The organism is Ilyomonas limi, assembly GCF_005233845.1.
Lineage (GTDB): Bacteria > Bacteroidota > Bacteroidia > Chitinophagales > Chitinophagaceae > Ilyomonas > Ilyomonas limi.
Map to the genome: position 1 here is coordinate 128,130 of NZ_SZQL01000006.1, position 26,616 is coordinate 154,745.

At 37.0% G+C, this 26,616-nt stretch carries 20 protein-coding genes; 11 read left to right on the top strand and 9 right to left on the bottom strand.

Annotated features, from left to right (window positions below; all coding sequences use genetic code 11):
- Window positions 1–225 precede the first annotated feature (225 nt).
- Window positions 226–1,005, bottom strand: a complete 780-nt coding sequence (locus FC093_RS09470; protein WP_137261532.1) for a (Fe-S)-binding protein — start codon at window positions 1,003–1,005, stop codon at window positions 226–228.
- A gap of 933 nt (window positions 1,006–1,938) precedes the next feature.
- On the opposite strand from FC093_RS09470, the gene FC093_RS09475 reads away from it, so the two are divergent.
- Both FC093_RS09475 and FC093_RS09480 read left to right on the top strand, forming a co-directional pair.
- Complete coding sequence (locus FC093_RS09475; RefSeq protein WP_170971042.1) at window positions 1,939–2,130, top strand: hypothetical protein; 192 nt, start codon at window positions 1,939–1,941, stop codon at window positions 2,128–2,130.
- Between the two features lie 209 nt (window positions 2,131–2,339).
- Window positions 2,340–3,926: a peptide chain release factor 3 gene (locus FC093_RS09480; RefSeq protein ID WP_137261534.1), complete on the top strand. Its 1,587-nt coding sequence runs from the start codon at window positions 2,340–2,342 to the stop codon at window positions 3,924–3,926.
- Window positions 3,927–4,015: 89 nt separating this feature from the next.
- Here FC093_RS09480 and FC093_RS09485 read toward each other — a convergent pair whose 3' ends face one another.
- Both FC093_RS09485 and purB read right to left on the bottom strand, forming a co-directional pair.
- Window positions 4,016–4,843, bottom strand: a complete 828-nt coding sequence (locus FC093_RS09485; RefSeq protein WP_137261535.1) for a LamG domain-containing protein — start codon at window positions 4,841–4,843, stop codon at window positions 4,016–4,018.
- Between the two features lie 23 nt (window positions 4,844–4,866).
- Entirely contained in the window at window positions 4,867–6,213 is a 1,347-nt protein-coding gene (purB, locus tag FC093_RS09490) for an adenylosuccinate lyase (protein ID WP_137261536.1), read from the bottom strand.
- Window positions 6,214–6,322: 109 nt separating this feature from the next.
- On the opposite strand from purB, the gene FC093_RS09495 reads away from it, so the two are divergent.
- The 7 genes from FC093_RS09495 (at window position 6,323) to FC093_RS09525 (ending at window position 17,765) form a co-directional block, all read left to right on the top strand.
- Window positions 6,323–7,066 (top strand): menaquinone biosynthetic enzyme MqnA/MqnD family protein, encoded by a 744-nt coding sequence (locus FC093_RS09495; RefSeq protein ID WP_137261537.1) that lies wholly within the window; start codon window positions 6,323–6,325, stop codon window positions 7,064–7,066.
- Between the two features lie 474 nt (window positions 7,067–7,540).
- Window positions 7,541–12,478, top strand: a complete 4,938-nt coding sequence (locus tag FC093_RS09500; protein WP_137261538.1) for a T9SS type B sorting domain-containing protein — start codon at window positions 7,541–7,543, stop codon at window positions 12,476–12,478.
- A gap of 130 nt (window positions 12,479–12,608) precedes the next feature.
- Window positions 12,609–13,364 carry a class I SAM-dependent methyltransferase gene (locus FC093_RS09505; RefSeq protein WP_137261539.1) on the top strand — a complete coding sequence of 252 codons (756 nt, stop codon included), beginning with the start codon at window positions 12,609–12,611 and terminating at the stop codon, window positions 13,362–13,364.
- A gap of 56 nt (window positions 13,365–13,420) precedes the next feature.
- Window positions 13,421–14,428 (top strand): TIGR00180 family glycosyltransferase, encoded by a 1,008-nt coding sequence (locus FC093_RS09510; RefSeq protein WP_137261540.1) that lies wholly within the window; start codon window positions 13,421–13,423, stop codon window positions 14,426–14,428.
- A 39-nt stretch (window positions 14,429–14,467) separates the two neighbouring features.
- Window positions 14,468–15,691, top strand: a complete 1,224-nt coding sequence (locus FC093_RS09515) for a class I SAM-dependent methyltransferase (RefSeq protein ID WP_137261541.1) — start codon at window positions 14,468–14,470, stop codon at window positions 15,689–15,691.
- 84 nt (window positions 15,692–15,775) lie between these two features.
- Complete coding sequence (locus tag FC093_RS09520; RefSeq protein ID WP_137261542.1) at window positions 15,776–16,705, top strand: glycosyltransferase family 2 protein; 930 nt, start codon at window positions 15,776–15,778, stop codon at window positions 16,703–16,705.
- A 136-nt stretch (window positions 16,706–16,841) separates the two neighbouring features.
- Window positions 16,842–17,765, top strand: coding sequence for a PKD domain-containing protein (locus FC093_RS09525; RefSeq protein WP_137261543.1), 924 nt, complete (start codon window positions 16,842–16,844; stop codon window positions 17,763–17,765).
- Between the two features lie 67 nt (window positions 17,766–17,832).
- Here FC093_RS09525 and FC093_RS09530 read toward each other — a convergent pair whose 3' ends face one another.
- Genes FC093_RS09530 through FC093_RS09545 form a run of 4 tightly spaced genes read right to left on the bottom strand, consistent with a single transcriptional unit; the run spans window position 17,833 to window position 23,421 of the window.
- Window positions 17,833–18,996: a glycosyltransferase family 4 protein gene (locus FC093_RS09530; protein WP_170971043.1), complete on the bottom strand. Its 1,164-nt coding sequence runs from the start codon at window positions 18,994–18,996 to the stop codon at window positions 17,833–17,835.
- Between the two features lie 4 nt (window positions 18,997–19,000).
- Window positions 19,001–19,699, bottom strand: a complete 699-nt coding sequence (locus FC093_RS09535; protein WP_137261545.1) for an NAD-dependent epimerase/dehydratase family protein — start codon at window positions 19,697–19,699, stop codon at window positions 19,001–19,003.
- Window positions 19,700–19,758: 59 nt separating this feature from the next.
- Entirely contained in the window at window positions 19,759–20,895 is a 1,137-nt protein-coding gene (locus FC093_RS09540; protein ID WP_137261546.1) for a glycosyltransferase family 4 protein, read from the bottom strand.
- A 27-nt stretch (window positions 20,896–20,922) separates the two neighbouring features.
- A complete protein-coding gene (locus FC093_RS09545) occupies window positions 20,923–23,421 on the bottom strand; it encodes a YfhO family protein (RefSeq protein ID WP_137261547.1) in 2,499 nt (832 codons plus the stop codon).
- 146 nt (window positions 23,422–23,567) lie between these two features.
- Between FC093_RS09545 and FC093_RS09550 the strand changes: the two genes are divergently transcribed.
- Window positions 23,568–24,311 (top strand): DNRLRE domain-containing protein, encoded by a 744-nt coding sequence (locus tag FC093_RS09550; protein WP_137261548.1) that lies wholly within the window; start codon window positions 23,568–23,570, stop codon window positions 24,309–24,311.
- A gap of 71 nt (window positions 24,312–24,382) precedes the next feature.
- Here FC093_RS09550 and FC093_RS09555 read toward each other — a convergent pair whose 3' ends face one another.
- Window positions 24,383–24,637: a hypothetical protein gene (locus tag FC093_RS09555; protein WP_137261549.1), complete on the bottom strand. Its 255-nt coding sequence runs from the start codon at window positions 24,635–24,637 to the stop codon at window positions 24,383–24,385.
- Between the two features lie 53 nt (window positions 24,638–24,690).
- Here FC093_RS09555 and FC093_RS09560 point away from each other — a divergent pair, with 53 nt between their 5' ends.
- A complete protein-coding gene (locus FC093_RS09560) occupies window positions 24,691–25,503 on the top strand; it encodes a queuosine precursor transporter (protein ID WP_137261550.1) in 813 nt (270 codons plus the stop codon).
- A 291-nt stretch (window positions 25,504–25,794) separates the two neighbouring features.
- Here the strand turns inward: FC093_RS09560 and FC093_RS09565 are convergent, their stop codons facing one another.
- Entirely contained in the window at window positions 25,795–26,511 is a 717-nt protein-coding gene (locus FC093_RS09565) for a class I SAM-dependent methyltransferase (RefSeq protein WP_137261551.1), read from the bottom strand.
- Window positions 26,512–26,616: the final 105 nt, after the last annotated feature.

A 26,616-nucleotide genomic window follows, 5' to 3' on the forward strand; every position in this document is an offset into this window, starting at 1 on the left:
AGAAAACATGGTTGCTCCGCGCATTTTTTTGAGCAATCGCCTCCACTTACTCTAAATTGTATGCTTAATGTTTAAATAATGGATTGGATTACATTAACCTTTATCTTATCATCTTTCCTCTTTCTTGCCAGCGGCCCATCCTTAAACCTTAAGCATTTCTTCATAAATTTTAAACTTGGCGAAACCGTTAACTTTTGAACTTATAACCTTAGACTTTAAACATTCTCATTCCATACTCATTGCTACCAACTCTGCTATGTCCAGTACCTTTATATCTCCTTCTCTCTCTGCATTTTTTATACCATCGGTAAGCATGGTGTTGCAATAAGGACAGGCAGCAGCAATTACAGTAGCGCCGGTGCCCAATGCTTCCTGCGTACGTTCAATGTTTATTCTTTTATTGCCAGGCTCATCTTCTTTAAAATATTGTGCACCGCCGGCGCCACAACACAAGCCCTTGCTGCCACATCTTTTCATCTCTACCAGTTCGGCATCGAGTGTTTCCAGCACTTTGCGGGGCGCTTCGTAAATATTGTTGCTTCTGCCCAGGTAGCAACTATCGTGGTAAGTGATTCTTTTGCCCTTGAAAGTACCGCCTTCTTTCAGTTTTATTTTTCCTTCATCTATCAGGCTTTGCAAAAAGGTAGTGTGATGTATTACTTCGTAATGGCCACCCAATTCGGGATATTCGTTTTTTAGAATATTGAAGCAATGCGGGCACGCTGTAACAATTTTTTGTATGCCGTATCCATTTAATATTTGAATATTGTTGTAAGCCATCATCTGAAACAAAAACTCGTTACCTGCACGCCGCGCCGGATCGCCGGTGCAGGCCTCTTCTTTACCTAAAATGGCATATTTAATACCCACTTTGTTGAGAATGGCAGCAAATGCACGTGTTATTTTTTGTGCACGCTGGTCAAACGAGCCTGCACAACCTACCCAAAACAAAACATCGGGCGTTTCGCCATTCATCATCATTTCTGCCATGCTGGGTGCCATCATAATTTGTAACTTTTGGGTGTAAAAGTAAATGAAGAAGTGCAAAACAGTCTCAATTAGGTTGAATTACAGAAATACAGGCTTTGAGACCTGAGCTACAAGTTGCGACCGGACAAATCAAAAATAATATCGGTTGCGTCACTTCTCTTATAAATGTATATGAGTAAAACAGCATTATTAAGGTTAATGCTGTTTTCCGCAAAAAGGAAAATGGGAATAATGAACACGATTTAATTTTGTTCATCAATATATCAATATAATAAGGAACAGTGTACAGAAAAGTACTGCAAGTTGCTATAAGAATGTTTTGATATTTTGTTGAAACGAAATAATTATCTGATATTGATTTCATAAAATCTTCATGAGTAATTGTGTTGGCAGCATCCGCTTTCATTAGCGTTACCCTTTTTAGAGAAACTGATTGTTGCTATTGAGGAATTGTTTGCTCTGCAATTTCAACAGTGTCCACCTGCTGAAAAATCTTTTACAATTGCAGCAGCATATTTTTTTATTTTAATATAATAAGTGATATTGCCAGTGGGTATGTTTTATTAAAAATAAAGTAATGTGGCAATACTAATTTTTATTAACAAAACAATTGAAAAATAAGAACTTGGCTGTTTATTTGAGATGAAAAAAGTAAGCGCTCAAACCTTACATATAATAAACAGAAATAAAAGCTTAGTCACTGCCGTTGTTTAACAATGCTTGCTTCTTTTTTAATTATATATATGGTTAAAAGCAGCTTTTGCCTGCGAGAGGACATTTGTTTTCGGCGGAATTTTGTAATAGCAAAAGCAGATTGTTTGTTTATAATGTTTTTTATATAAGTAAGAGATAAAATAGATGATAATACTTGAATGTATTGCTGAAATGCTATAAAAAATAACTTAGTATAGGAGAAGAAATAAGCTAAAACTTTTGCCAGTGAAAAAAATGAGCGTAGTAACATCTTTAAAGCATCAACAGCCAAGTTTTATGGCAATAGAGAAAGAGAAAACAGGTGGTGAGGAGCTAAGCGCAGCGAAGAGAAAGAAGTGGAAGGTAGATAAAATTGTTTTATTAACCTGGATTGCTATAATTGTATTAACTATTGTATTCTGGTATATGATACTGAAGTTGCTATAAGCAAATAGTGCAACAATTAAGTGCATCAAACTTCAACAATTGTATATGCCAATATCGTACTTTCACAATTGCCTTTTGAGCGAGAACCATACTCACCCGTCAGCGAATGCAGTTTTAACTTCCTGCCACATTTATTAATATTTACTTATACTCTAAGGCTTTTATTACCAAGCCCTTTGTTGTACCTTTGCCGCCCTTAGAAAAAGAGCATGAAATACGAAAAGGAAATAAACCGGCGAAAAACCTTTGCCATTATCTCGCACCCCGATGCCGGTAAAACTACATTGACAGAAAAGTTTTTGTTGTTTGGCGGCGCCATACAGGTAGCTGGTGCGGTTAAAAGCAATAAAATAAAAAAGCATGCTACGAGCGATTTTATGGAAATAGAGCGGCAGCGCGGTATTTCGGTAGCCACGAGCGTGATGACTTTTGAATACAATGGTTTCTTAATCAACTTATTAGATACGCCTGGACACAAAGACTTTGCAGAAGATACGTACCGCACATTGACGGCTGTGGACAGCGTAGTGCTGGTGGTGGACAGTGTAAATGGGGTGGAAGAGCAAACCAGACGGTTGATGGAAGTATGCCGGATGCGGAGCACGCCTGTGATTGTATTTATTAATAAGCTGGATCGGGATGGAAAAAACCGTTTTGATCTTTTAGAAGAAATAGAAAAAGAGCTCAACATCAGCCTGCACCCGATGACTTGGCCGATAAACAGTGGTAAAGATTTTAAAGGGGTATATAATCTGCACGATAAAAGCCTTCGCATTTTTACCGCTAACACAAAAGCCGATGAGGAAGACGTAATTGCAATTAGCGATTTAAGTAATCCGGTGGTAGATGAAAAATTGGGAGCCCGCGATGCTGCTACCTTGCGTGAAAATGTGGAATTGGTAGATGGTGTGTATGGCGAATTGAACGTAGAGGATTACCTGGCGGGAAAAGTAGCGCCAGTGTTTTTTGGAAGCGCAGTGAATAACTTTGGTGTAAAGGAAATGCTGGACACTTTTATACGCATTGCACCAATACCAAAAGATAGAGAAACAAACAAGCGGGAAATAAGTGTGGATGAAGATAAATTTAGTGGCTTTGTTTTTAAAATTCATGCTAATCTCGACCCCAAGCACCGCGACCGTATTGCTTTTTTGCGTGTTTGCAGTGGTAAATTTGAACGCAATACCTATTATCATCATGTACGGCTCGATAAAGATGTGCGCTTTAGCAACCCATACAGCTTTATGGCGCGTAGCAAAGACGTAATTGAAGATGCGTACCCCGGCGATGTAGTGGGCTTGTTTGATACCGGAAACTTTAAAATTGGCGATACGCTTACAGAAGGTGAAGATTTATATTTTACAGGTATTCCGTCTTTTTCGCCCGAAATTTTTAAGGAACTGGTGAACAAAGACCCGATGAAAACAAAGCAACTGGAAAAAGGTATTAGTCAGTTGACTGATGAGGGAGTGGCGCAATTATTTACACAATTTGGTGGTAATAAAAAGATTATTGGTTGTGTAGGCGATCTGCAGTTTGAGGTGATTCAGTATCGCTTGTTGCACGAATATGGTGCCGCTTGCGAGTTTCGCACGCTACCATTTTACAAAGCCTGCTGGCTTACCAGTAAAGACCCGAAAAAATTAGAAGAGTTTTTACGCTTCAAGCAGCAGAATTCGGCGGAAGACAAGGATGGTAACCCTGTTTATTTAGCACAAAGTGAATGGTTTTTAAATACCGAAATACAAAACAACCCCGATATACAATTTCACTTTACGAGTGAGGTGTTGAAGTAAGGGAATATTATTGGATTGCTGTAAATAAAGGCGCATGACTATTGAAAGCCATGCGCCTTTATTTGTTTGAATCTATTTTACTTAATTACTTATTGAGGTAATGTAGTTTGAGAAAGGAACTGTACTTCATCATCTTCCAAAGACCTGCTGTAAATCCTTAATTCATCCATTTTTCCTGAGAAGAAATGTGGATCATTCTGCCACCAAATACCTAAATTGAAAGTTGCACTGGGACATTGTTTAATAACTTTCTTATCAACTTGCTTAGTTCCTATCAGTACTCCATTAATGTAAAACTTTTGAACTCCCTGAATGAATGTAATAGTCACGAAATACCAAGCATCCGTATGTAGTTTCTTATGAGCATAGAGGAAAGTAGAAGGATTTACATGGTTTGTACATATATTATCATCTAAAGAAACATCAAAAGCTACATTTGTTTCCTGGTCACTATCCTGATTGGCATCGTCAAAGCCCACTCCGAATGATGCACCTTGTGCATTAGACAAATCTGCCTTATGAAAAATTTCGCCACCTAACGTATTTGATTGCATTAAAAAACTTACAGAAAAATCACCTTCCGGAAATTCCTTTCCTTTTTCTATCACTGCATAGTTAGATTGTCCATTAAAAGACAGTGCACTGTTTTCATTTCCGAAAATGTCGTAGCTGAGTTGAATATTATTATAACCGGTTATATCTCTACCATTACCACTTTTGTCCTTCATGTTTCCATTAAAGTTATAGTAAGCCCAAAGATCTCTCATAACACTTAATTGTAGTATTGAGTCTGCTTGTAATCTCACTGTATCAAAAATGGTTACTAACGAATCTCTGATAGTTTGAGGGGAAGATATATCTTGTTGGCAACCAATTAAAAGGGTAAAAGGAAGAGCAAAGAGAACCAAATATTTCATAAGCGTTTATTTTTACAAATATATTAATATCCAACATATATTCCGGTGTATTTATCAGGAGATAAAGAATATATTTCCTTTTTTACTTCATCACTAACTGCTAATCCTTCTACAAATTGCTGAATGGTTTCTTTGCTGATATGCGCATTGCCGCGTGTTAAGTCTTTCAAAGCTTCATAAGGATTTGGATAGTTTTCCCTGCGTAATATTGTTTGAATAGCTTCTGCAATAACAGCCCAATTATTATCTAAATCTTCCCGCAATTTGCTTTCATTTAACACCAGTTTATTTAATCCTTTTTTCAACGATTGGATGGCAATAATGATATGAGCAACCGGCATACCTAGATTGCGCAAAACAGTGGAGTCGGTGAGATCCCGCTGCATGCGGCTGATGGGCAACTTGGCGGAAAGATGCTCCAGTAAAGCATTTGCCAAACCAAAATTGCCTTCTGCATTTTCAAAATCTATAGGGTTTACTTTGTGCGGCATTGCCGAAGAGCCCACTTCGCCCTTCTTTGTTTTTTGTTTAAAATAGTCCATGCTGATGTAGGTCCACGTATCACGACACAAATCAATCAGAATGTTGTTGATTCGTTTCATAGCATCGCAATGGGCAGCGAGATTGTCATAATGCTCTATTTGTGTGGTAAACTGCATACGTTTTAATTGCAGCTTATCATTTACAAATTCGTTGGCGAAGGCGATCCAATTATATGTAGGAAAGGCTACTGTATGTGCATTGAAATTGCCGGTGGCACCACCGAATTTTGCTGCAAAAGGAATGTAGGTAAATAGCTCCAACTGGTTATTCAGCCGCTCAACAAATACCATTATTTCCTTACCCAAAACTGTTGGCGAAGCTGGTTGACCATGCGTACGTGCCAGCATAGGAATTGCTTTCCATTGCTGTGCAAACTGATGAATAATGCTTTTGAGTTCTTGTACAAGCGGCAGGTATTCTTTTTCAATACACAGTTTCCAGCTAAGCGGGATGGCGGTATTATTGATGTCCTGCGAAGTAAGACCAAAATGTATCCATTCTTTTATACTGCCTGCGCCAACATTTTCCAACGCTTCTTTTAAGAAATATTCTACAGCCTTCACATCGTGGTTAGTAATGGCTTCAATTTCTTTAACCTTTAATGCGTGCTCAGGGGAAAAGTGAGCAGCTAAACTTTCTAAATGTTCGCGTGCAGTGTCTGGCAGTTCAAAAAAGTTTTTATCTGCCAAAAACAAAAAATATTGTATCTCAACAAATACCCTGTATTTGATAAGTGCATACTCCGAAAAATAATCTGCAAGCTGCGTTACCTGGTGTCTGTAGCGTCCATCAATAGGGGAGATGGCAGTAAGGTTGTTCAATTTCATTTAAAAATGATGTTGTAGCATAAAGCAATCATTATAGAAAGCTCAAAAACATTTCGTTTTGCTTTCCTTACGATGCGAATGCTTTTCTTTGCAGGCAAAAATAATTTAATTGGATAAGATTAATGTAGGCGCGGTAAGTTATTTAAACACAAAACCGCTATTGTATGGAATTGTTCGTTCAAAAGCATTACTGGAACAGGTAGAATTGGTGATTGATTATCCTTCTAAAATTGCGGATATGCTGGTACAGGGCAGCTTGGATGTAGGGCTAATTCCGGTAGCAGCCATTCCGCAATTAAAGGAGTGGCATATTATAAGTGATTATTGCATTGGTGCAGAAAGTGCCGTAGCTTCGGTTTGCTTGTTCAGCGAGGTGCCGCTTGATAAGATAGAGCGAGTACTGCTCGATTATCAAAGTAAAACGTCTGTAAATCTGTGCAAGGTATTATTGAAACATTACTGGAAAATCAATCCGGCCATGGAAGATGCAAAGGAAGATTTTAGAGAGCATATACAAGGCACCACTGCCGGCGTAGTTATAGGCGACCGGGCTTTGGAGCAGCGCTTAGCATCGCCCTATATTTATGATCTGGCAGCAGCCTGGCAGCAGTTTACAGGCTTGCCGTTTGTATTTGCGGCTTGGATTGCCAATAAGAAGTTACCCGAAAGTTTTTGCAAATTGTTTAATGAGGCTAATGCAGTTGGCTTGAATGAACTTGAAAAAGTAGTAGCGGAAAATCCATATACCATATACGATTTACACACTTATTTTGGCAAAAATATCAGCTATCGCCTGACAGAAACAAAAAAAAGGGGATTAGAGAAGTTTTTGCAGTTATTGAAGTATGTATAATAAAGGCTTTTCCCGACAACTCATAATTGTATTTTTGAATATACCTGTGTCATAGTGAACATTTGAAATGGCACTTACAGTGCGCATTATAGTTAGATGATGGATAGAATTCTCTATCTTTATCCATTCTTTTGTGCAAGCTCTTTCTATGTGCTGCTATTTGCCTGATATATTCCTTTTTCCCCGGAGCAAGATATAAAAAACGGAGGATGGGCGAAGGATGAACGGAGCATAACAAGCTTTAGATAACATTTTCGATAAAGTATAATAGCCTTTAGCTGAATATATTAAACAGCGAAAGCTGCCTTGGCCATTGCTGCCTTTTTTCATTGCTACAAAAGCTACTCATTTGATATTAAAGCTTTCCATTTATCTTCTATATAAGATAAACTACATAACAATTAAGCTTAATTAAATGCTGCACTTCATACATAAGTGTTTATTTTGGGAAAATAAAACGGAATTGCTAAAAAAATGAGCCTTAGATCCAATCTGCTAGTCGCCCTTTTATCCTTTTTTTCATTTAATGTGTATGCGCAATATGCAGGTTTAAATAGCACTTTATATAATGGAATAACCCGGCAAGGCCAGAACAAAAATATCAAAGCACCTGATAATTCGATAGTCTATAATACTGCCGGTTACACTGAATCAGAAACTAACTCTCAAAATTTACGAGGTGGCGATAATCCTAATCTTTGCACCGGCAGTTTGGGCGATCCGATTGTAAACATTACTTTTAGCAGCGGTGATAATCCTGGTAAACCTTTACAAACTTTAGTTCCCGGTGCCAGTACAACCTATAACTATGTGCCAGTATTTGGAAACCCCGCATCACCTATTATTTACGATGGCAGTTATACAATTACTAATAATACTGTTGCGCAAGCTCCGTGGTATAGCGGTATGCAAGATCATACGCAAAACGATGTAAATGGTTATATGGCTTTTTTTAATTCCAGCGCAACGCCCGGCGAGTTTTATAAACAAACTATTACAGGCTTATGCGGCAATACAAAATATGAATTTGCAGCCTGGATTGCAAATGTGTTGAACCCTTCTGTAATGAGGGGGCAAAACCCTGATATCACTTTTTTAATTGAGGATGTGAATGGTTATAAAATTGCCTCTTTTGCAACAGGTGCTATCCAACAGGAGAATGTATTTACCTGGAATAAATACGGCTTCTTTTTTCAAATGCCGCAAGGAACAAACAATGTTGTTTTAAAAATAATCAATTCAAATCCCGGTGGTGAAAATTTTCCGGGAAATGATTTTGCTTTAGATGATATTACATTCAGAGCCTGCGGACCACAATTAGGTGCTTCATTTGATGCAAATACTTTTCAGGACAAATTGAGTATTTGTGCCGGCAAACCTTTTACTTTATATGGCGATGTTACTACACAAGGTCAGCAGTATGATTATTTATGGCAAATGAGCAATGATGAAGGACAAACCTGGAACGATCTTCCTAATTCTGATGCATTATCAATCAACTTAGTTGCTCCAAATAATGGTAATGGAAAAAAATTGTTATACCGAATGTTGAGTGCTGAACCGGGCAATATCAGTTCAAAAAATTGTAGGGTTGTTTCCAATGTAGCCACGCTTGATATATTAGCTTCATGCGGTAATAATGATCCTTGTTCCAACTGGCTGTATATTAATACTGATGATGGCGCTTTCCAAGTTGGTGACCTTGACGTGCCTGGCACAAAGATTACTGTGGAAGCTACTTTTAACAGAACGCAGCCACGTTCACAATCCAATGAATTGTATGCAGGTGATCTTGTTTCTAAACATAAAGAACTTGAAAATGTCAATTATTTGCTCCGGCCGAATACTGCAGAAATCACTACTGATCAGGGCTATTTCAGAACGCCGGATATTTGTGATATTGAGCTAAATAAAACTTATCATGTAGCTATGACGTATGATGGAACAACATTAAAATTTTACCGCAATGGCTTTTTGATGAGCTCAGTGCCGGCTTCAGGCAAGTTGTTTCAGAATGATTTCATAACCACTATTGGCAATTTTGCACCACAGCCAGGCTTTCAAACTGAAGGGCTTTTAGGCTACATTAATGAAGTAAGAATATGGAATACAGTTCGTACGCAGGCTGAGTTAAATACTTATTTGAATAAACCTTTACCAAATTCTGCGACGCAGTCCGGACTACTCGCTTACTATACTTTTGATGATTTAAACAATAAACAGGGCAATGCAAAATGGAATGGCACATTGGTGAATGGCGCTGCAATAAACGAATTGAATCCAACCTGTAACAGTTATGCTAAAGATTCCTGCAATAAAGTTATAGAGCCACCTGTGGTAATTCCTTCTTTCACATCGCCTGATACAGTATGCGTAAATACCTCTGTACAGGTAACCAATACATCTACAGGTGCAAGCAATTTTTACTGGAGCTTTTGTACCGCTGATATTAACCAAACACCTACCGGTAATAATCTTGGGAATATCAATAATACCTTTAGTTTACCTGTATATTCCGATATCATTAATGTAAATGGCAATTATTATGTGTTTGTAGTTAATAATTATCCGGGCAGCTTGGTAAGGCTCGATTATGGTAACAGTCTATTAAATAATCCGGTTACTATAAACTTAGGTAATCTGGGGGTTATTCCTAATAATGCTGAGGGCATACAGCTTATTAGCAATAATGGTAAATATTATGCAATTATTGTAGGCGGCGATCCGCAATCAGGAGTAGAATCTTTTATTCTGAAAATTGATTTTGGAAGTGATATTACCAATTCAATACCTGATGTATTTAACTGGGGCAACTTAGGTGATTTATCGTATCCCCACGATTTATACATGTTTAGCGAAAATGGTACATGGTATGGCTTTACTACTAATTTTTACACCAACACCATCACTAAATTTAATTTTGGTAATGACTTCAATGCTACACCGGTAGCTACAAACATTGGTAATATTGGTAATCTTAATTCTCCTGTTGGTATTTTTGCAATGAATGATGCTGGTCAATATCATGCGTTTATCACTAATACAGCAAGTAATACTTTAACCAGGCTGGATTTTGGCAATTCATTACTAAATAATCCTTCAGGAACAAACCTGGGGAATTTGAACAACACCTTGCATAAATGCTGGGACATTTATATCATTAAATATTGTGATGAAATTAAAGGCTTTATAGTAAACGGCGATGATAGTTACAACGACATGGTTAGCCTGGATTTCCCTGATAATGACCTCACCAACGTTCCGGTTGCTCAATCATTAGGTAATATAGGCAATTTAAGTTTTCCGCATTCTATCTCTAAATTATTCCGGGCAGATTCAGACGTATATTCCTTTATTCCAAATGCCCACAATAATACATTGACACGAATTAAGTTTCCTGGTTGTACCTCAGCGAGTGTTGCCAGCTCTATTGCTCAAACACCGCCTCCATTTTCTTATACTACACCCGGCACTTACAACATCACCTTATCTGTAGATGAAGGGCTTGCCACACAATCTTCCACCTGCCGGCAAGTGGTGGTTGTTGCACCACCAGCACCGCATCCAATCTTAGATACAGCTTTTTGCGAAGGTGGAAATATCAGTCTGGTAAGCCTTTCAGCAGGCAATAATTACATATGGAATACCGGTGCTACTACAAGCAATATAACTGTATCTGATATTGGTAAGTATTGGGTAACAACCGATGCCTATGGGTGCCTGTCAACAGATAGTTTTCATGTATCTAAAACAACTTCACCCGTAGTCAAATTAGGAAATGATACTGCTTTATGCAAAGGCGATTCTTTGACAGTTTTTGCAAGAAATCCGGGCAGTACTTATTTATGGCAAAATGGCTCTACAACAGACAGTTTGAAGATTACTAAAGACGGTGTTTATTCAGTGACTGTTACTAATGCGAAAGGTTGTATTGGTAAAGACACCATCAACATTAATGCATTGCTTTCTCCGGTGCTGTCTGGCTTGCAAGACAAAATAATTTGCAGAGATGATATAGCGCAATTATCTGTAACTGCTTCCGGCAATAATAATTCCTTTGCCTGGCAGCCCGATGCCACTTTGTCTGCATTGGACATTGCCAATCCTACGGCTGCTCCACCGGATACAACAAAGTATTACGTGTCTGTAAAAAATGAAGATGGATGTATTACAAAAGATAGTGTACGTGTAAACGTTTTAGCACGTCCAACCGTTGCTGTTCGCAGCGATACTACTGTTTGCAGCGGTGAAGAAGTGTTATTGACATCCACTGCATCCAATGCCACTGTTTTTAAATGGCTTCCTGTTCAAAACTTAAGTAACGCTGCAATTCTGAGTCCGGTTGCAAAACCTGATGTTAGCACCAAATACAGCATTGCTGCCGGTAATGGTGTATGCAATGCAACAGATGAAATTACCATTCATGTTAAACAGTTACCTGTCATAGCAGCGGGCAACGACACTACTATTTGTGGCTCCGTTACAGCGCAACTTTCTGCAACCGGCGCAGATGCGTACAACTGGTTTCCTGTTGTTGGTTTAAATAATACAACTATTCAAAACCCTGTTGCTTCGCCTGTGCAAACAACCATGTATCACGTAAAAGGAACGGGCGATAATGGTTGTGTGAATGAAGATAGTGTAAAAATAACAGTAACTGCATTGCCTCAATTTGCTATTAATCCATCTAAAAGCGAAGTTTGTTTGGGCGATTCGGTACTGATAACTTCTTCTGGTGGAGATGTTTATACATGGGATGTATCGCCCGATATTTTACAGCCTTATCAGGCATCTACCTATATCAAACCAACTACCAATGGTGTTTACAGTGTGATTGTTACAAACAACACCTGCAAAGTATCGAGCACATTATCTACCACCTTGTCGATAGCTCAAAAACCCGTTATTCAGGTAAGCCGCTCCAACGATATTGATTGCGCCGTAAATAGTGCTACGCTTAGTGCAACCGGAGCAAGCATTTATAGCTGGACGCCAGCTTCTACATTAACGCATCCTAATACTGCATCGCCTTTGGCAATGCCCAGGCAAACCACTGTTTATCATGTAAAAGCAACCGGTACAAATGGATGTGTGGCTGAAGATTCCATAACAGTAGAAGTGAAGGTTGCCAATAGTGAAAACGCTTATCAGATGGCTTCTGCCTTTACACCTAACAACGACGGTATTAATGATTGTTTTGGTGTAAAAAAATGGAGTATTGTCAGGCAACTCGATTTCTCGATATATGATCGCTGGGGAGTCTTGATTTTTCACAGCAACAACGCTGCAGACTGTTGGAATGGTACTTACAAAGGTCTGCCACAATCAACCGGCGCTTATATTTATGTAATTAAGGCAAGAACTTTTTGTGGAAATATCTATAAAAAAGGAACGGTTGTGCTGATAAGATAGATTTTGATAAGAAACAATTGTACGAAAAAGAGGTGGATTTTAGCATTATAGCATGAATTTATCAAAAATAAGTGAGTATTCTCCGTTGCTCGTCTTATAATTGCCATGTTTTTACTAAACCGGAGTACAAATGAAATCATTAAGAGAAATATTTGATAATCATAATGGCAGATTGATACATAAGTGGGATCACTATATTGAGATATATGATCAGTATTTTTCTAAGTTCCGCGATCGTGAGATTAATATTCTAGAAATTGGCTTATCTCAGGGAGGATCAATAGATATGTGGAAAGAATACTTTGGCTCCAAAGCCAATATATTTGGTATTGATATTAATCCTGACAGTAAAACATTTGAAGAAGAAAAAGTAAAAGTCTTTATAGGTAGTCAGGATGATAAAAAATTTCTAAACGATGTAAGAAAAAAACTTCCACCACTTGATATTTTAATTGATGATGGCGGTCACACCATGAAACAACAAATTTTTACATTTGAGGCATTGTTTGACATTGTGAAGCCAGATGGTATTTATTTATGTGAGGATGTTCAAACTTCCTATTGGAAGTTATATCATGGAAAATACAAACGTAGTAGTACGTTTATAGAATACTCAAAAAATTTCATAGATCAAATGCATGCATGGTTTAGCGAGGAACCAAACAAATTTAAAGTTGATTATCTAACCCGAAATATCAAGGCTATTCACTATTATACTAACATGGTTTTTATTGAGAAGGAAAACATGACAGAGCCATTTGAGGTAAAGAAAGGAACTGTTACGGTAGGCTTCCAGGGTGAAACAGGTGCTGATGCATTGAATTTACCTTTAAAAACAAAAGTGATGCGAAAACTGAAAAAAATAAAAAATAGACTAAAAAGGTAAGTCAATACCAAACAATAAAAAAGTAAGAAGTTACTGTTTTATCAAAAATATACCTCATGATTGACAAGGTAACACTCATCCTTATACTGCATAACAGACATAAAAATCTTGATCGTCTTTTGGAGTATTATGATGAATATAATTTTCCTATTTTAATAGCAGATAGTTCTGTGCAAGAACATCAATTTACCAAAAAAAAATCTAATTGGACTTATAGCTACACCCCAGGTGTATCGTTTCCTAAAAAGATAGAAATTGTGCTTGCTCAGGTGACAACTCCTTATGTAGTAATGTGTGCAGATGATGATTTTATTATTCCAAAAAGCATTCTGGCATGTGTTAGTTTTTTAGAAGAAAACAAGGATTATGCAATAGCACAAGGCTTGAGTATAAGGTATGAAAAAGAAAGTTTAGCACGAGGCAATATTGAACTAGGCGCTATTTATGGCCATATAAAATGTATAGAACCGGACGAGCCATTACAAAGGTTGTATAATATGTTTGAAAACTATCGTGCCGTAGTATATGCAGTATTTAGAACATATGTGTTACAGCAATCATATCAAGGAGCAGGTAGCCAAATCAAAAATCTCTTTCTAAATGAATATATAACTGCATTTATACCTATTCTGTATGGAAAGTGTAAAGAAATTCCTATACTATACCAGGTAAGAGAGTACGCACTTGATTCTGATGATAAAACAGCGATAGATATTGACGCATTACTTCGTGAAAAGCAGTATGCAAATGAAGTGAACGTGTTCAAGAGTTTCATTTCAACAAAAATGGCAGCTATTCTAATGATCAGCCACAAGAAAGCAGAAGATATAGTTGATAAAATTATTCAAGACTTCGCTAGTAAAATACACATTGCCCGTACAACAATTTCTCCAAAAAAGCGAATAGGTAATCTAATAAGACATTTGCCTATTGTAGGGCCATGGATGATACAAAAAAATCGTTCAATAGAAAATGCTAAACGGTTGAATGCTTACATAGATATACATAAAGAAAAGAAGGAAATTGATGTAGTTTCAAAGCTGTTAATTAAATACAATAAATAAAGTACAAATATTCTTTTAAGCTAAAATATCAATACTTATATGAGATGCAGATTTTGTTCGAAAACAATTCATAATATATTTATAGACCTTGGCAGTACTGCTGTTTCCAATGCTTTCTTAACCAAAGAAAACCTGAATGATAGAGAATGTTTGTATCCTTTAAAGGTGTTGGTATGTGATAACTGTTTTTTAGTACAGGTGGATGAATATCAAAAAAGAGAAGAAATTTTTTCACCGGATTATGTCTATTTCTCTTCTGTGTCAGAGTATTGGCTGGCACATTCAAAGAAATATGTAGAAAAAATCACCCCACGTTTTAATCTAAACACTAATTCTTTAGTAGTTGAAATAGCATCAAATGATGGTTACTTACTGCAATACTTTCAGGAGAAAAATATTCCTGTGTTAGGTATAGAACCCACAGCCAGCACTGCGCAGATTGCTATAAACAAAGGCATTGATACAATTATTGAATTTTTTGATGAAAACTTAGCCCTAAAATTATCTGAATTAAGAAAGGCTGATCTAATACTTGGTAACAATGTATTGGCACATGTGCCCGATTTAAATTCCTTTGTAAGAGGATTGAAAATTCTGTTGAAGCCTGTAGGTGTTATGACGTTTGAGTTTCCACATTTAATGAAACTGATTGAAAAGACAGAATTTGATACTATTTATCATGAGCATTTTTCTTATTTCTCATTTTACTTCATAAACAAGCTTTTCGATTTTCATGGCTTTAAAATATTCGATGTAGAGCAGTTAGAAACACATGGTGGTTCACTAAGGATATATGTAAAGCATAGAGAGAATGAGAACGAACCAGTATTGGAAAGTGTTCAGCAATTATTGGATACAGAACTTACAGCCGGTGTAAATAAGATAAGCAGCTACAAAGGATTTAATGAACGGGCAAATAATGCTAAATACAAATTTCTTTCATACATTATAGGAGAGCGCATGAAAGGTAAAAAAATTATTGCTTTTGGCGCTGCTGCAAAGGGGAATACGTTTCTCAATTACTGTGGTATTAAGCCTGATATTATCGAATGTGTTGTAGATGATACTCCCTCTAAACAAGGTAAGTTTTTGCCTCAAAGCCATATACCAGTTGTTTCACGAGACTATTTTGTTGATAACAAACCTGATATTATCATCATTCTTCCTTGGAATTTTAAAAAGGAAATTATTGAAAAACTCGCATTTACTAAAAGTTGGGGTACTCAGTTAGTTACATATATTCCTGATATTGAAATTAATTAAGCGTGTTATACAAGTTGTTACTCTAATACATACTTTAGCTACTAATATTCAGCTTCATCCCACTAATCTCAACAATCGTTCACTTTGCTAATTTCCATTTGCATACCGGCATACAAACGAACAGCTTACTTAAAACGGCTGCTCCATTCGATTGCCATACAAACCTTCAAAGATCTTGAAGTAATTGTATCGGACGATAGCCCGGATAATAGCGTGCAGATTGTATGCGAGGAATATCAAGGTAAATTCAAATTATTATACTATAAAAACGAAGTTGCCTTGGGCACGCCGGCGAACTGGAACTTTGGCATCTCCAAAGCAAGTGGCGAGTGGATAAAACTCATGCACGATGATGATTGGTTTGCAAACGAAAATGCACTGGCTATGTTTGCAGAACATACCAATAAGAGCAAGCTTATTTTTTCTGCTTACACCAACCATTACGAAAATGGCACTATTCAAGAAGTGTACTTGCGGCATTTTTGGAGCAAAAAAATAACCAAAGAGCCTGCAATATTAATCGCTGAAAATGTGATTGGACCGCCAAGTGTAACCCTCATTCACAGCAGTATAAAAGAACAATATGATGAACGCCTACCGTGGCGGGTGGATATAGAATTTTATTACCGTATTTTGAAACAAACCGGCAGTTATTACTATATCAATCAGCCGTTAGTTAATGTTGGCATCAGCGAGTCGCAGGTTACACAGTCCTGTCTTTACAAGCCCGAAGTGGAACTGCCTGAGGGTTATATTTTATTGCAAAAGCAAGGGATACAACCATTATTACGCCATATTTTGGTGTATGATGCCTGGTGGCGTTTGCTGCGAAACATGAATATTACTACGCAAAAACAATTGGAACAATATGGAAATAAAAATTGGCCGGCAGTTATCATTAATATGGTAAATGATCTAGACAAGGTACCACGGACTTTGCTCAACATAGGTGCTTTTTCCAAAATACTGATGACAATTTCTTATCTTAAAAATAAAAAATTGGTTGAGTTTTAAATAGAAGGCCGCTAATTTTATAATTGCAGATAATTGGAATTTATAGTAACTATAAACTTATATTGTATAAAAAAGATATTAAAGTTTTGCTCATATAATTTTTTTCCATTTTCTTTGTAACGCCAAAACAGTTAACATGCATAAAGGATTTGTTTTTAGCTTTCTCATGCTCTTAGGTATTCTCACTTTATTAAGTTGTCAAAAATACGAAAACAATAATGTACCTATTGCAGACGCAGGAACACCCGTAACCATACAGTTGCCAGAAGATTCCACAATATTGCAAGGTTCTGGTTCGGATAAAGATGGATCAATTGTAGGTTATAGTTGGAGTGAATTATCCGGACCTAATGCTGCTTTAATTCTTACTGATGGTGCTGCAACTACAACAGTTAAACGTCTTTCAACAGGTACTTATGTGTTTCAATTAATGGTAGTTGATAATGAAGGTGCTACCGGTATTGATACTGTATCTGTAAACGTATTACCCCCCAAAATAAAAATTGTGACACTGTTAAATAGCACGAAGAGTGGTAATGAGATGTATCTGTCGGGTAATGACTTTGATAATTATAGCGATCCTACCTCACCGGAACTGGACGCCTTTGCCTGGACAAGAAACGGTTTGCCGGATTATGGCAGGTCGCTGTTTAAATTTGATTTATCACAATTGCCTGCTAATGCGACTATTACTGCTGCTAAATTGACGCTCTATAGCAATCCTGCACCATTGAATGGAAATCTAATAGATGCTAATTCTGGTTCAAGTAATGCTATGTTTATACAACGGGTGGTTAGCAACTGGAGTACAAGTACCTCCTGGCAAACACAGCCTGCGACTGATTCCAATGACGAGATATTAATACCTCAGACCAATACATCTATGCTTGACTTAACAGATATAGATGTAACAGATATGGTGCAGAAAATGAAAACTTCGGGCAACTATGGTTTTATGATTCGCTTACAAAACGAAATAATGTACAATAGCAGAATATTTTGCTCTAGTAAATATACTGATGTATCAAAACATCCAAAATTGGAAATTACTTATTATTAAGTTTTATCCTTATAATAACAACAAATGCTGCCAACATTGGCAGCATTTGTTGTTATTACTTCATCTATTAGCAGAACCTTAGAACTTCCATGTATTCTCTACAAAAATTTCTATAATCAAACCTTTGTTTTGCTATTTCCCTGCTCCTTGCACCTAACACCCTTTTTAAATCCGGGTTTTCTACCAGTCGATTAATATAATTAACACCTTCCTGCACTATCTCCTCTTCATCTTTTGAACTTATTAAAAAACCATTTTGCTCATGAAAAATGTAATCGGGTATGCCATTTACATTAGTTGAAATAATGACTTTTCCATATGCCATCATTTCCATTATAACAACAGGTAAACCTTCAAAGGCAGAGGTGAGTATCAGTACATCCGACTCTTCGTAAATAAGACGTAAAAGTGCATCATCCTTTACATTACCATAAAACTTACAATATGGATATTTATCAACGTCAATTACCCTTTCTACATCACCAACAAAACTGAATAAAACCGGTGCCTGTTGCAGATGAAGTTGTTCGGCAATAGCAGCTATCAAATAAACTCTCTTTTGCGGTGAGCCTCTACCAATAAATACTACCTGCAACCGATTGTTTTCAATTGTCTTATATGCAGGTATCTCAATCGCGTTTTCAATAAATGTAAGTTTCTTAAAATAGCTGCTATTCAATTTATTTTTTTTATATTGAAGTTCTACATCTTTTTTCAGCCTTTCGGTACTAAAAACACGAACATCTATTTTATCAATAAAGCCAATAGAGTACTCCAGCCATGTAGCTAAATGACATACCTCTACACACCAGGCACTTTTTTTTAAATGTGGTATAATCTTGTAAAAGAATATAACTTCTCCACCAAGTACAACAGGATTTTCTACCGCATTAATCCATGATGCTATTACACCTCGGTAAAAAAAATTGACAAAGTGATATAACTTATTATCTATTTTCCTATGCAAGTCTATAATTGGAACGCCCGTTTGTTTAAACCTTTCTTTAAATAGGTTGTTATTAGGTTTTTTCGAAAAGAAAATAATTGGAGAATAGGTTTTCAAGCAATTAGTTATGTCAATATTCACCTTTGGTGAACCGCCAATGTCTCCGTTAGGAAAAAATAAAAAGACTTTGTGTTGTGTTTTTAATTTGAAAATCTTGCCATACAACTTACCGGCTATCACAAAAGGCATCATCAATACATATTCTAATGCCAGCTTTCTTTTCATTGATTTATAACGCATTCCTTGGAAAATATTTTTCGAGTAATTGCCAAAGATAATTTTTGGTAAATGAAATAGATAATTGTTTATAGATGGGTATTATTGCAGATACATCAATTTCGGGGATAGATCTTTTGTCTGTTAACGTGTATGTGGCTTTGGTATGTAGGTATTGTTCTAATGTTTTTACAATAAAAAGAACGGAATAGTTGTGAGGATTAGCAACGTTTACAATGCTGTTTTCAAAAAGCTTGTTTCGTAAAATATGATTGCATACGCTATGCATATCATCTATGTCAATTAAATTCCGCTCAGCATTAACCCATATATCAAATGGAGTGTTTGTTTTAATATGATCTATAAAAAAATTAAAAAAAGTATGATGGTTGGTAGTAAAACCTATTGGATTGGAGACTCGAAAAATGATGAAACCACCGCTGTGTGCTGCCACTAATTTTTCCATGTGCAGCTTGTGTTTTACATACAGGGACTTGCCTAAATAATTATCGTAAATGCTGCAGGTACTAAAATATACAATTTTCTTATCTGCATTATTTATCGAAACTTCCTGCAGCAAATTTACTTCCCGCTGAAACGCGTGTTCTTCTTTGGTAGAAGAATTAGATACTCCTGCTGCATAAATCAGATATTGTTTATCATCAATATAATTTTTGAAACGTTTACCAATAAGTCCTGAGCCTACAACCATAAAACGCTATTTATGCTGCGAATGATTAATAATGAAGAAATAATAAAGATATATGCTGGTTAGATGAGGCTTTCGATTGCTTTTGCCGCACGTTTAGCAATATTACCCCAGTAAAAATGCTCAAAAAAGAGTTCACTTGTTGGCACGTCAGTATCAACTTGTACTATAGCCCGTGCAAATTCTACCCAATCATAATTTTCCACAATTTTCATTTTATTTACTGCACAATCAGGTGGTATCCCAACGGCACCGCTTACTGTACTCACCACACTATTGCCATACGCCAACGCTTCTACCAACTTTGTTTTTATACCTCCGCCTTCAATCACCGGATTGATAAAAATATCTGCCGCTAAAAAATATAGGCTTATATCAGATACGAAGCCCGCAAATATTATGTTTCTATCCTTCCATGCTATCAAATCACCATAATGTGCAGGCAAATCTTTACCACAAATAATTACTTTGTAAATAAAATTATTTGCTTTCTCCAATTGTGGGTTGATGTAGGTAAGAATTGCTTTTACAGCATTTAGATTGGGTTTATAATTCAATGCTCCATTAAATAAGATTATTATTTCATTAGCTGCAATATGATGCAACGCATTAATTGTTTGTCTTGCACGTTTTCTTGCTGTCAGAGAAGGGGCACTCGGTATTTCAATTCCGTACGTAATAGTAAAGCTTTTTTGAGGTTGTAGATGGAAGTGCGTTTCCGCATATTGCTTGTCTTCGTTCGTTATAAAAAAACTGATATTTGCTTGCCGGTGGACATATCCTTCGTATTGAAGCAATAAACGCCACCACCATTTGCCTGCACTCTTAAAACGTAACCCTTCAATATTATGAGAATGGATAATCAATTGTATGTTAGTAAATTTCTTTAACAGGATACCCAACCACCCCATATATGGATGCTCAACAATAACATGTGAAATTTTATGGGTTACAACTATCCTCCGTAAAATAAAAAAGTAGAATGGATTGATGTACCGCAGTTTGCTGTTATTAAATACTTTCAACAGCTTATAATCTTTAGCCGATTGCTCATCATTATTTCTTGTAGAAGCTACTATTATATTTTCCTCAGTACCTAAATATTTATAAAACAAATCAATATTCTTATGCCCACCTGTATAAGCAGGGAGAAAAGTATAAGGAGCAATACCTAAAATATTAATTGTTTTATTATGCAAACGGGAGAATTAAAATGAATCTTAAGATTAAGTAGTTGTTGTATTTTGTGTATGCTGATTTTTGCGCCACCAATATAGTAAAGCAGCAATGATACATAACCACAATGCAATGCTTGCTATATAAACAAGCGTCTGACCAGTGTAATAAGAGGATGGTTCAAACTTAAACTCGATCGAGTGCTTTCCCGCCGGTATGCTTAAGCCTCTTAATGCATAATTCACTTTACAATAATCCACTTTTTTCCCGTCTATATATGCATTCCAGCCCGCTGGGTAATATATCTCGCTAAATACTGCAAAGCGATTTGTGTTGCTTTGAGAAGTATATTTAATATCATCAGGATCGTAAGATAGCAACTGAATAGTGGCACTGCTATCTGTTGCAGATGCATTATTAATCAAACTCTTAAAGCTATTTTCTACAATTGCAGTTTGAGCCGGATCGAAATTATCCAGCGCCTTCATTTCTTCTGCCGGTCCATTTACAAACTTTATATCACGTACAAACCAGCAGGCTCCCAGAGCACTAGCATTGCGCTGCACGGTAGCTTGTGCAGCTGCCTGTGCCTGATTTTGTTGTTGTGGCGGTATGATGAAATACTTTGTGTCTAACATGTTTAAAACATGCATGTTTCCTTTTGAAATCTGGTTTTCAATTAGGTCCTGATAAATACTGAGCTTCGCAGGGTGGTATCCGCCGATACACCTTAGATAATAAGCTGTAAGTGATTCCTGAAAGCGGTCCGGAGCGAGATTATACACCCGATAATGCGGACTTGTATCCTTCATAATCTGTTGTTCGGCTATAGTAGGGCTAAAATTTACCTGATAATTATCCGGCTCTTCATAGTTGCTTGCATTTAAGTATTTGCTGTCAACAGCAAGCAAATCTCCGGTGTTTACAATAAGTAACAGGATTATTAAATAGACTGGTTTTACCAGCTTTCTTGCATATAAAAAAAGAGCGGCTAAGGTAACCAGTGCAAAGATAAAAGCACGGGCAAGGTCTGCTCCAAACATTGCTTTTCTGTCGGCGAGCAAACCATTAAAAACGACAGTGGATATATCCTGATTATTTCCTGTTATTTGTGAAAGCATTGATTTAATACTATCATCATTCGGGCTTAAGTAATCGTTACCAATATAAATCAGCAGTAAGACAGCAAATAATGCTCCCACTGCATATAATATCTTTTTAAAACTTTTCTGCAATTGCTCAGGAGTATCTATAATGAATATTTTTTGCAGACAAAGTACAGCCAATATAGGGAATAATAGTTGAGGTATTACGAGTGCCATAGAAGGCGCACGAAATTTATTGTACAAAGGCAGATACTTAAAAAGCAGTTCGTTAAAGCTCAAAAAATAGCTACCCCACGCCATGAATATAGAAAAAGCAGCAGCAGCCAATATCCACCATTTGTGCTCATTTTTTACTACTACCAACCCTATTACAAACAATACGCAAATAATAGCACCAAGATAAACAGGTCCGGCTGGTCCTCCAATACCGCCCCAATATTTTGGTAAATACTGTACTAGCTGTACAGCATTTTCTTCTGGCACACCTCTGGCTGTTAAAGCGCTTACTATGTTGGAATTTTCATTCAGTCTCTCACCACCACTGCCGCCAAATGCATTTGGTAACATTAGGTTAGCAGCTTCTATTTTACCTAAGCTATAAGAAAATGCGTAATCTAAGTCCAAACCTGTTGTCTTTACATCTTTCAGTGTAGTACCAGTATTCTCAAGTGTTTTGCCGCCTCGTATTGTATATTTGGAGTACTCTGCTGTAGTAAGTAAGGTGATTGCTGCATTACCAACCCCAATACCCCCACCTATAAGCGCAAGGCTCAAAGCAATAGCCATATGCTTCCACTGTGCACTTTGTACCCATTTTATAATGTATGCCAGCGTCATAAAGCCGGCAACAATAATAAAGTAATAATTTATTTGCGGATGGTTAGCACTTATCTCCATAGTTGCAAACAATGCAGTTAGGCACAAGCCAATTACATATCTCCTCTCATACAATAATATTAAACCGGCAAGAAGTGCTGGCATGTAAGCAATGGCCATCATTTTAGACTCGTGGCCTACCGAAATAATAACAGGATCGTAGGAACAATACGCAAAAGCAAGGCTGCCTAAAATACCAATAATATAGTTGGTGCCAAGCGTAACGCACAGTATATAAAAGCAAATACAAGCAAGAAAAAAATAACTAATTGGCTTGGGCAATCCTAATGTGAACACCTTGTTGAAATCAATTAAAAAACTTTTGCCATACAAATAAACCTGATAATTGGGCATGCCGCTAAAAAGATGTGTATTCCATAGTGGAAAATGCCCATGTTGTTCTTTATAATCAAAGGCGCTCTGGGCCATACCCCGCCAGTGCACAATATCTGTTTGTTCCAGTACTTGGCCTTGCAGCGCAGGCTTACAATATACCATTGCCACAACTAAAAAAATAATTATTGCAATAAGGTGTGGCAAAAGTTTCTTCCAGGAGAAGTTTTTCATTCATTCAGTTTATGATGACGGCAAACCTACATGAAGTGCAGTAATTGTCAAAGCGCGATGAGATGGCTAAAAATATTTATAAAAAAATTATAAGTAAATACTAGAATATAATTTTAATACTATTATTTTGGTGCAAAATCAAAAAAATGAAGCTGCTTTTCAAACCCTCACCAGTGCTTGCTGGCATCGCCCTCTCTGTTGCTCTTTTTTCTTCGTGTACTAAAGAAGGTGTACAAAATACACCGGTTATCAATTCCACCAATAGCTTTATTGATAATGAAGAGATGACACTAATGCAGGTAAGTGGTAACCTTAAATTAATAATACATCCTGGTCCTAATAGCGGGCAGGACGTATATGCTGACCAATGGGGTGCCACCGGAAGTGGCAATCAGAATCATGTGCCCGAATTACCTGTTAATTCGTGGGATTACGGTGGTGGTATTACTACGCGGTCATTTATCAAATTTCCCCAGTTGAAAAATGTACCAATAAATGCACGCGTGGTAAGTGCAAAGTTATTTTTGTACACTGCAGAAAATTTCCTGAACCATCCGCAAGGCAACACTGGTGATAACAGATGCGCCGTACAACGTATTATTAGTCACAACTGGAGAGAAGCTGGTTTAACCTGGGATAATCAGCCAGAGGCCACAACAGAAAACCAGGCGATCATACAGGCTTCGGACCAAGCTACGCAACAATTTAATTATAATCCGATAGTAGATGTAACAGCTATGGTACAACAAATGGTTGCACATCCTGAAACAAATTATGGCTTCAAATTGAAAATACTAAATGAAGTACCTGATGCAGCAGTTAACTTTGCAAGCTCCGAAGCCGCTTCACCTTCCTTCCGTCCAAAACTTGCAGTTACTTACCGTTATTAAACGTTTATTTATCTTTTTGTGTAAAGGGCTTGTAAAAGCCCTTTTTTATTTTCAATATCACTGTTGAAAATTTAATGGTATTTTTCGCCAAAAAATATGCGCTGGCTGTTGTTTCTGGCAAGAGTGGCTTTTATATGCAACGTATTGTTCCTGCTTTGCGTGATAATTTTGTTTACAGAAGACTTTATAAGAATTGAGTTTTTCAAAGCCATTATTATTGTGCTCGGTTGGGTTTTTGCTTTTCCGGTGAATTTTGTAGTGAATGCTACCGAAATAGCATTGGTTCTTTCGCGCAAGCCATCACCTACATTTAACTGGTTACGCATTTTCAACTTTGTTGCGTTTATTTTACAGATTCTACTACACTTTTTTATACCACATGATACATTCCATTCTTAAAGACAAACCCACCAAACTATTCATCGGTATTACGGCTTTCTTTGTTGCTAATGCACTCATTGCCGAGTGTATCGGCACCAAGATTTTTTCGCTCGAGAAGATACTGGGCGTTGCACCTGCCAACCTCACCTTATTTGGACAAAGCGGCTTATCGTACAATCTTACCTGCGGCGTACTGCTGTGGCCACTTGAGTTTATACTCACCGATATTGTAAATGAATATTACGGCCCCAAAGCGGTACGCCGTATCTCTTATACGGCAGTGGCGCTTATTGGGTATGCTTTCCTGATGTTTTACAGCAGCATTCACCTACCACCGGCCGATTTTTGGCTTTCATCCAAGGAACAGGACGGTATTGGCAATATGCAAACGGCTTTTAACGGTATTTTCGGGCAGGGCATGTGGATTATTTTGGGAAGTTTGGTCGCTTTTCTCGTGAGCCAGATAGTGGATGTAACCATTTTTCATCGTATTAAAAAAGTAACCGGCGATAAGAAAATCTGGCTGCGTGCTACCGGCTCTACGCTGGTGTCGCAACTAATAGACAGCTTCATTGTGCTGACAATTGCCTTCCGCTGGGGTAGTAACTGGAGCTGGCCACAAGTAATAGCCGTATGTATTTTAAATTATACTTACAAATGCTTTATGGCTATTGTGCTTACGCCGCTCATTTATGTGGCCGAGGGCTGGATTGAAAAATATGTAGGTCATCAAACGGCGGCAAAAATGAAACAGTATGCTATGGGCAAAATGGCAGAAGACCCAACAGTGAATATTCCTGCAGCTGGGTGATTTGGGTAATTGAGATAATGATGTTGCCTGATGAATGCTGCAACAATGTTTGCTGATGAGTGACTGAGGAGACTAATTTTGCTCAATAGAATGCTGCTCAATTACGGTACTTGAAAAATGTGCTTGTTTATTGTTGAGCAGATTCATTCTACAATCACTCCTTGCCTTAGCATGGCATAGGCAAAAGTTTGGCTTCCAATTTTAGAAGAAAAAATAATTGCTAAAATAAGTAGTAAATACTATCGGGAATTTAATAAATCAATAATTCAGCTTTCCTATTTACACATTTTATCAAATTATCCTAAAAGCAGTAAAGTAATAGTTGTTAGCTGCACCAATCAATTCAAAATCCATTAGATATGCCTGCTGAAAATCATATAATGCCTTGAATTCATGCGTTGGCACAGCAAACTCATCGAAGAAAATTATATCGCCTTTCTTTAAAAAAGGTGCTATGCGGGTAAGCGCGTACAACGTTGCAGAATACAAATCTGCATCCATCATCACTATATTTCTTTGCTGATGGTTCCATTTTGATAAAAAGCCAGGCAGTGTTTGCTGAAACAAACCCTGGTAAAATTTAACTCTGCTATCATTTATTTGTGGAACCTGGTTGTTGGTATTAAATACACCCTTTTTGTACACACCAAAATCTTCGGGCAAACCCGTAAACGTATCAAAACCATAAAATCTGCTTTCGGGATGGGCATTTTGCTGCACAAACCAGCGGAATGAGTGTCCATCGGCTACGCCAAACTCTAGGTAATTGATTGCAATATTTGATAGGGATTCATGCCCGATAATCCATTTATAAAAAGCATACCGTTTACTATAATCCCATTTGCCCGGAAAATCGTTGTAAGCAACTTTCTTGTTTTTACTTGCCCATAAAGAAAATCTAGTAAGATAAAAAAGGTTCAAAAAAAGTCTGGAGAATAGATTGAAAATCACATGTAAACGTAAATATACAAAGGTGCTCTTGGTGTAGCGGATAAGAAAAAGTTTCATTTAAAGCAGGGTTTCAAAATACAAACTTATAATAATAATTATAGCTTGATAGCGAAGTGACCATATCAATAATATAAAATCAACAAAATTAGGTATTGCAACTTT

Bases quoted from the DNA above. Each gene is read 5' to 3' on its own strand.
- FC093_RS09500 (WP_137261538.1), top strand. From the start codon at position 7,541: ATGAGCCTTAGATCCAATCTGCTAGTCGCCCTTTTATCCTTTTTTTCA.
- FC093_RS09485 (WP_137261535.1), bottom strand. From the start codon at position 4,843: ATGAAATATTTGGTTCTCTTTGCTCTTCCTTTTACCCTTTTAATTGGT.
- FC093_RS09565 (WP_137261551.1), bottom strand. From the start codon at position 26,511: ATGAAACTTTTTCTTATCCGCTACACCAAGAGCACCTTTGTATATTTA.
- FC093_RS09515 (WP_137261541.1), top strand. From the start codon at position 14,468: ATGAGATGCAGATTTTGTTCGAAAACAATTCATAATATATTTATAGAC.
- FC093_RS09525 (WP_137261543.1), top strand. From the start codon at position 16,842: ATGCATAAAGGATTTGTTTTTAGCTTTCTCATGCTCTTAGGTATTCTC.
- FC093_RS09505 (WP_137261539.1), top strand. From the start codon at position 12,609: ATGAAATCATTAAGAGAAATATTTGATAATCATAATGGCAGATTGATA.
- FC093_RS09535 (WP_137261545.1), bottom strand. From the start codon at position 19,699: ATGGTTGTAGGCTCAGGACTTATTGGTAAACGTTTCAAAAATTATATT.
- FC093_RS09480 (WP_137261534.1), top strand. From the start codon at position 2,340: ATGAAATACGAAAAGGAAATAAACCGGCGAAAAACCTTTGCCATTATC.
- FC093_RS09555 (WP_137261549.1), bottom strand. From the start codon at position 24,637: ATGCGTAACCAGTTAAATGTAGGTGATGGCTTGCGCGAAAGAACCAAT.
- FC093_RS09545 (WP_137261547.1), bottom strand. From the start codon at position 23,421: ATGAAAAACTTCTCCTGGAAGAAACTTTTGCCACACCTTATTGCAATA.
- FC093_RS09560 (WP_137261550.1), top strand. From the start codon at position 24,691: ATGATACATTCCATTCTTAAAGACAAACCCACCAAACTATTCATCGGT.
- FC093_RS09550 (WP_137261548.1), top strand. From the start codon at position 23,568: ATGAAGCTGCTTTTCAAACCCTCACCAGTGCTTGCTGGCATCGCCCTC.
- purB (WP_137261536.1), bottom strand. From the start codon at position 6,213: ATGAAATTGAACAACCTTACTGCCATCTCCCCTATTGATGGACGCTAC.
- FC093_RS09475 (WP_170971042.1), top strand. From the start codon at position 1,939: ATGAGCGTAGTAACATCTTTAAAGCATCAACAGCCAAGTTTTATGGCA.
- FC093_RS09470 (WP_137261532.1), bottom strand. From the start codon at position 1,005: ATGATGGCACCCAGCATGGCAGAAATGATGATGAATGGCGAAACGCCC.
- FC093_RS09510 (WP_137261540.1), top strand. From the start codon at position 13,421: ATGATTGACAAGGTAACACTCATCCTTATACTGCATAACAGACATAAA.
- FC093_RS09530 (WP_170971043.1), bottom strand. From the start codon at position 18,996: ATGAAAAGAAAGCTGGCATTAGAATATGTATTGATGATGCCTTTTGTG.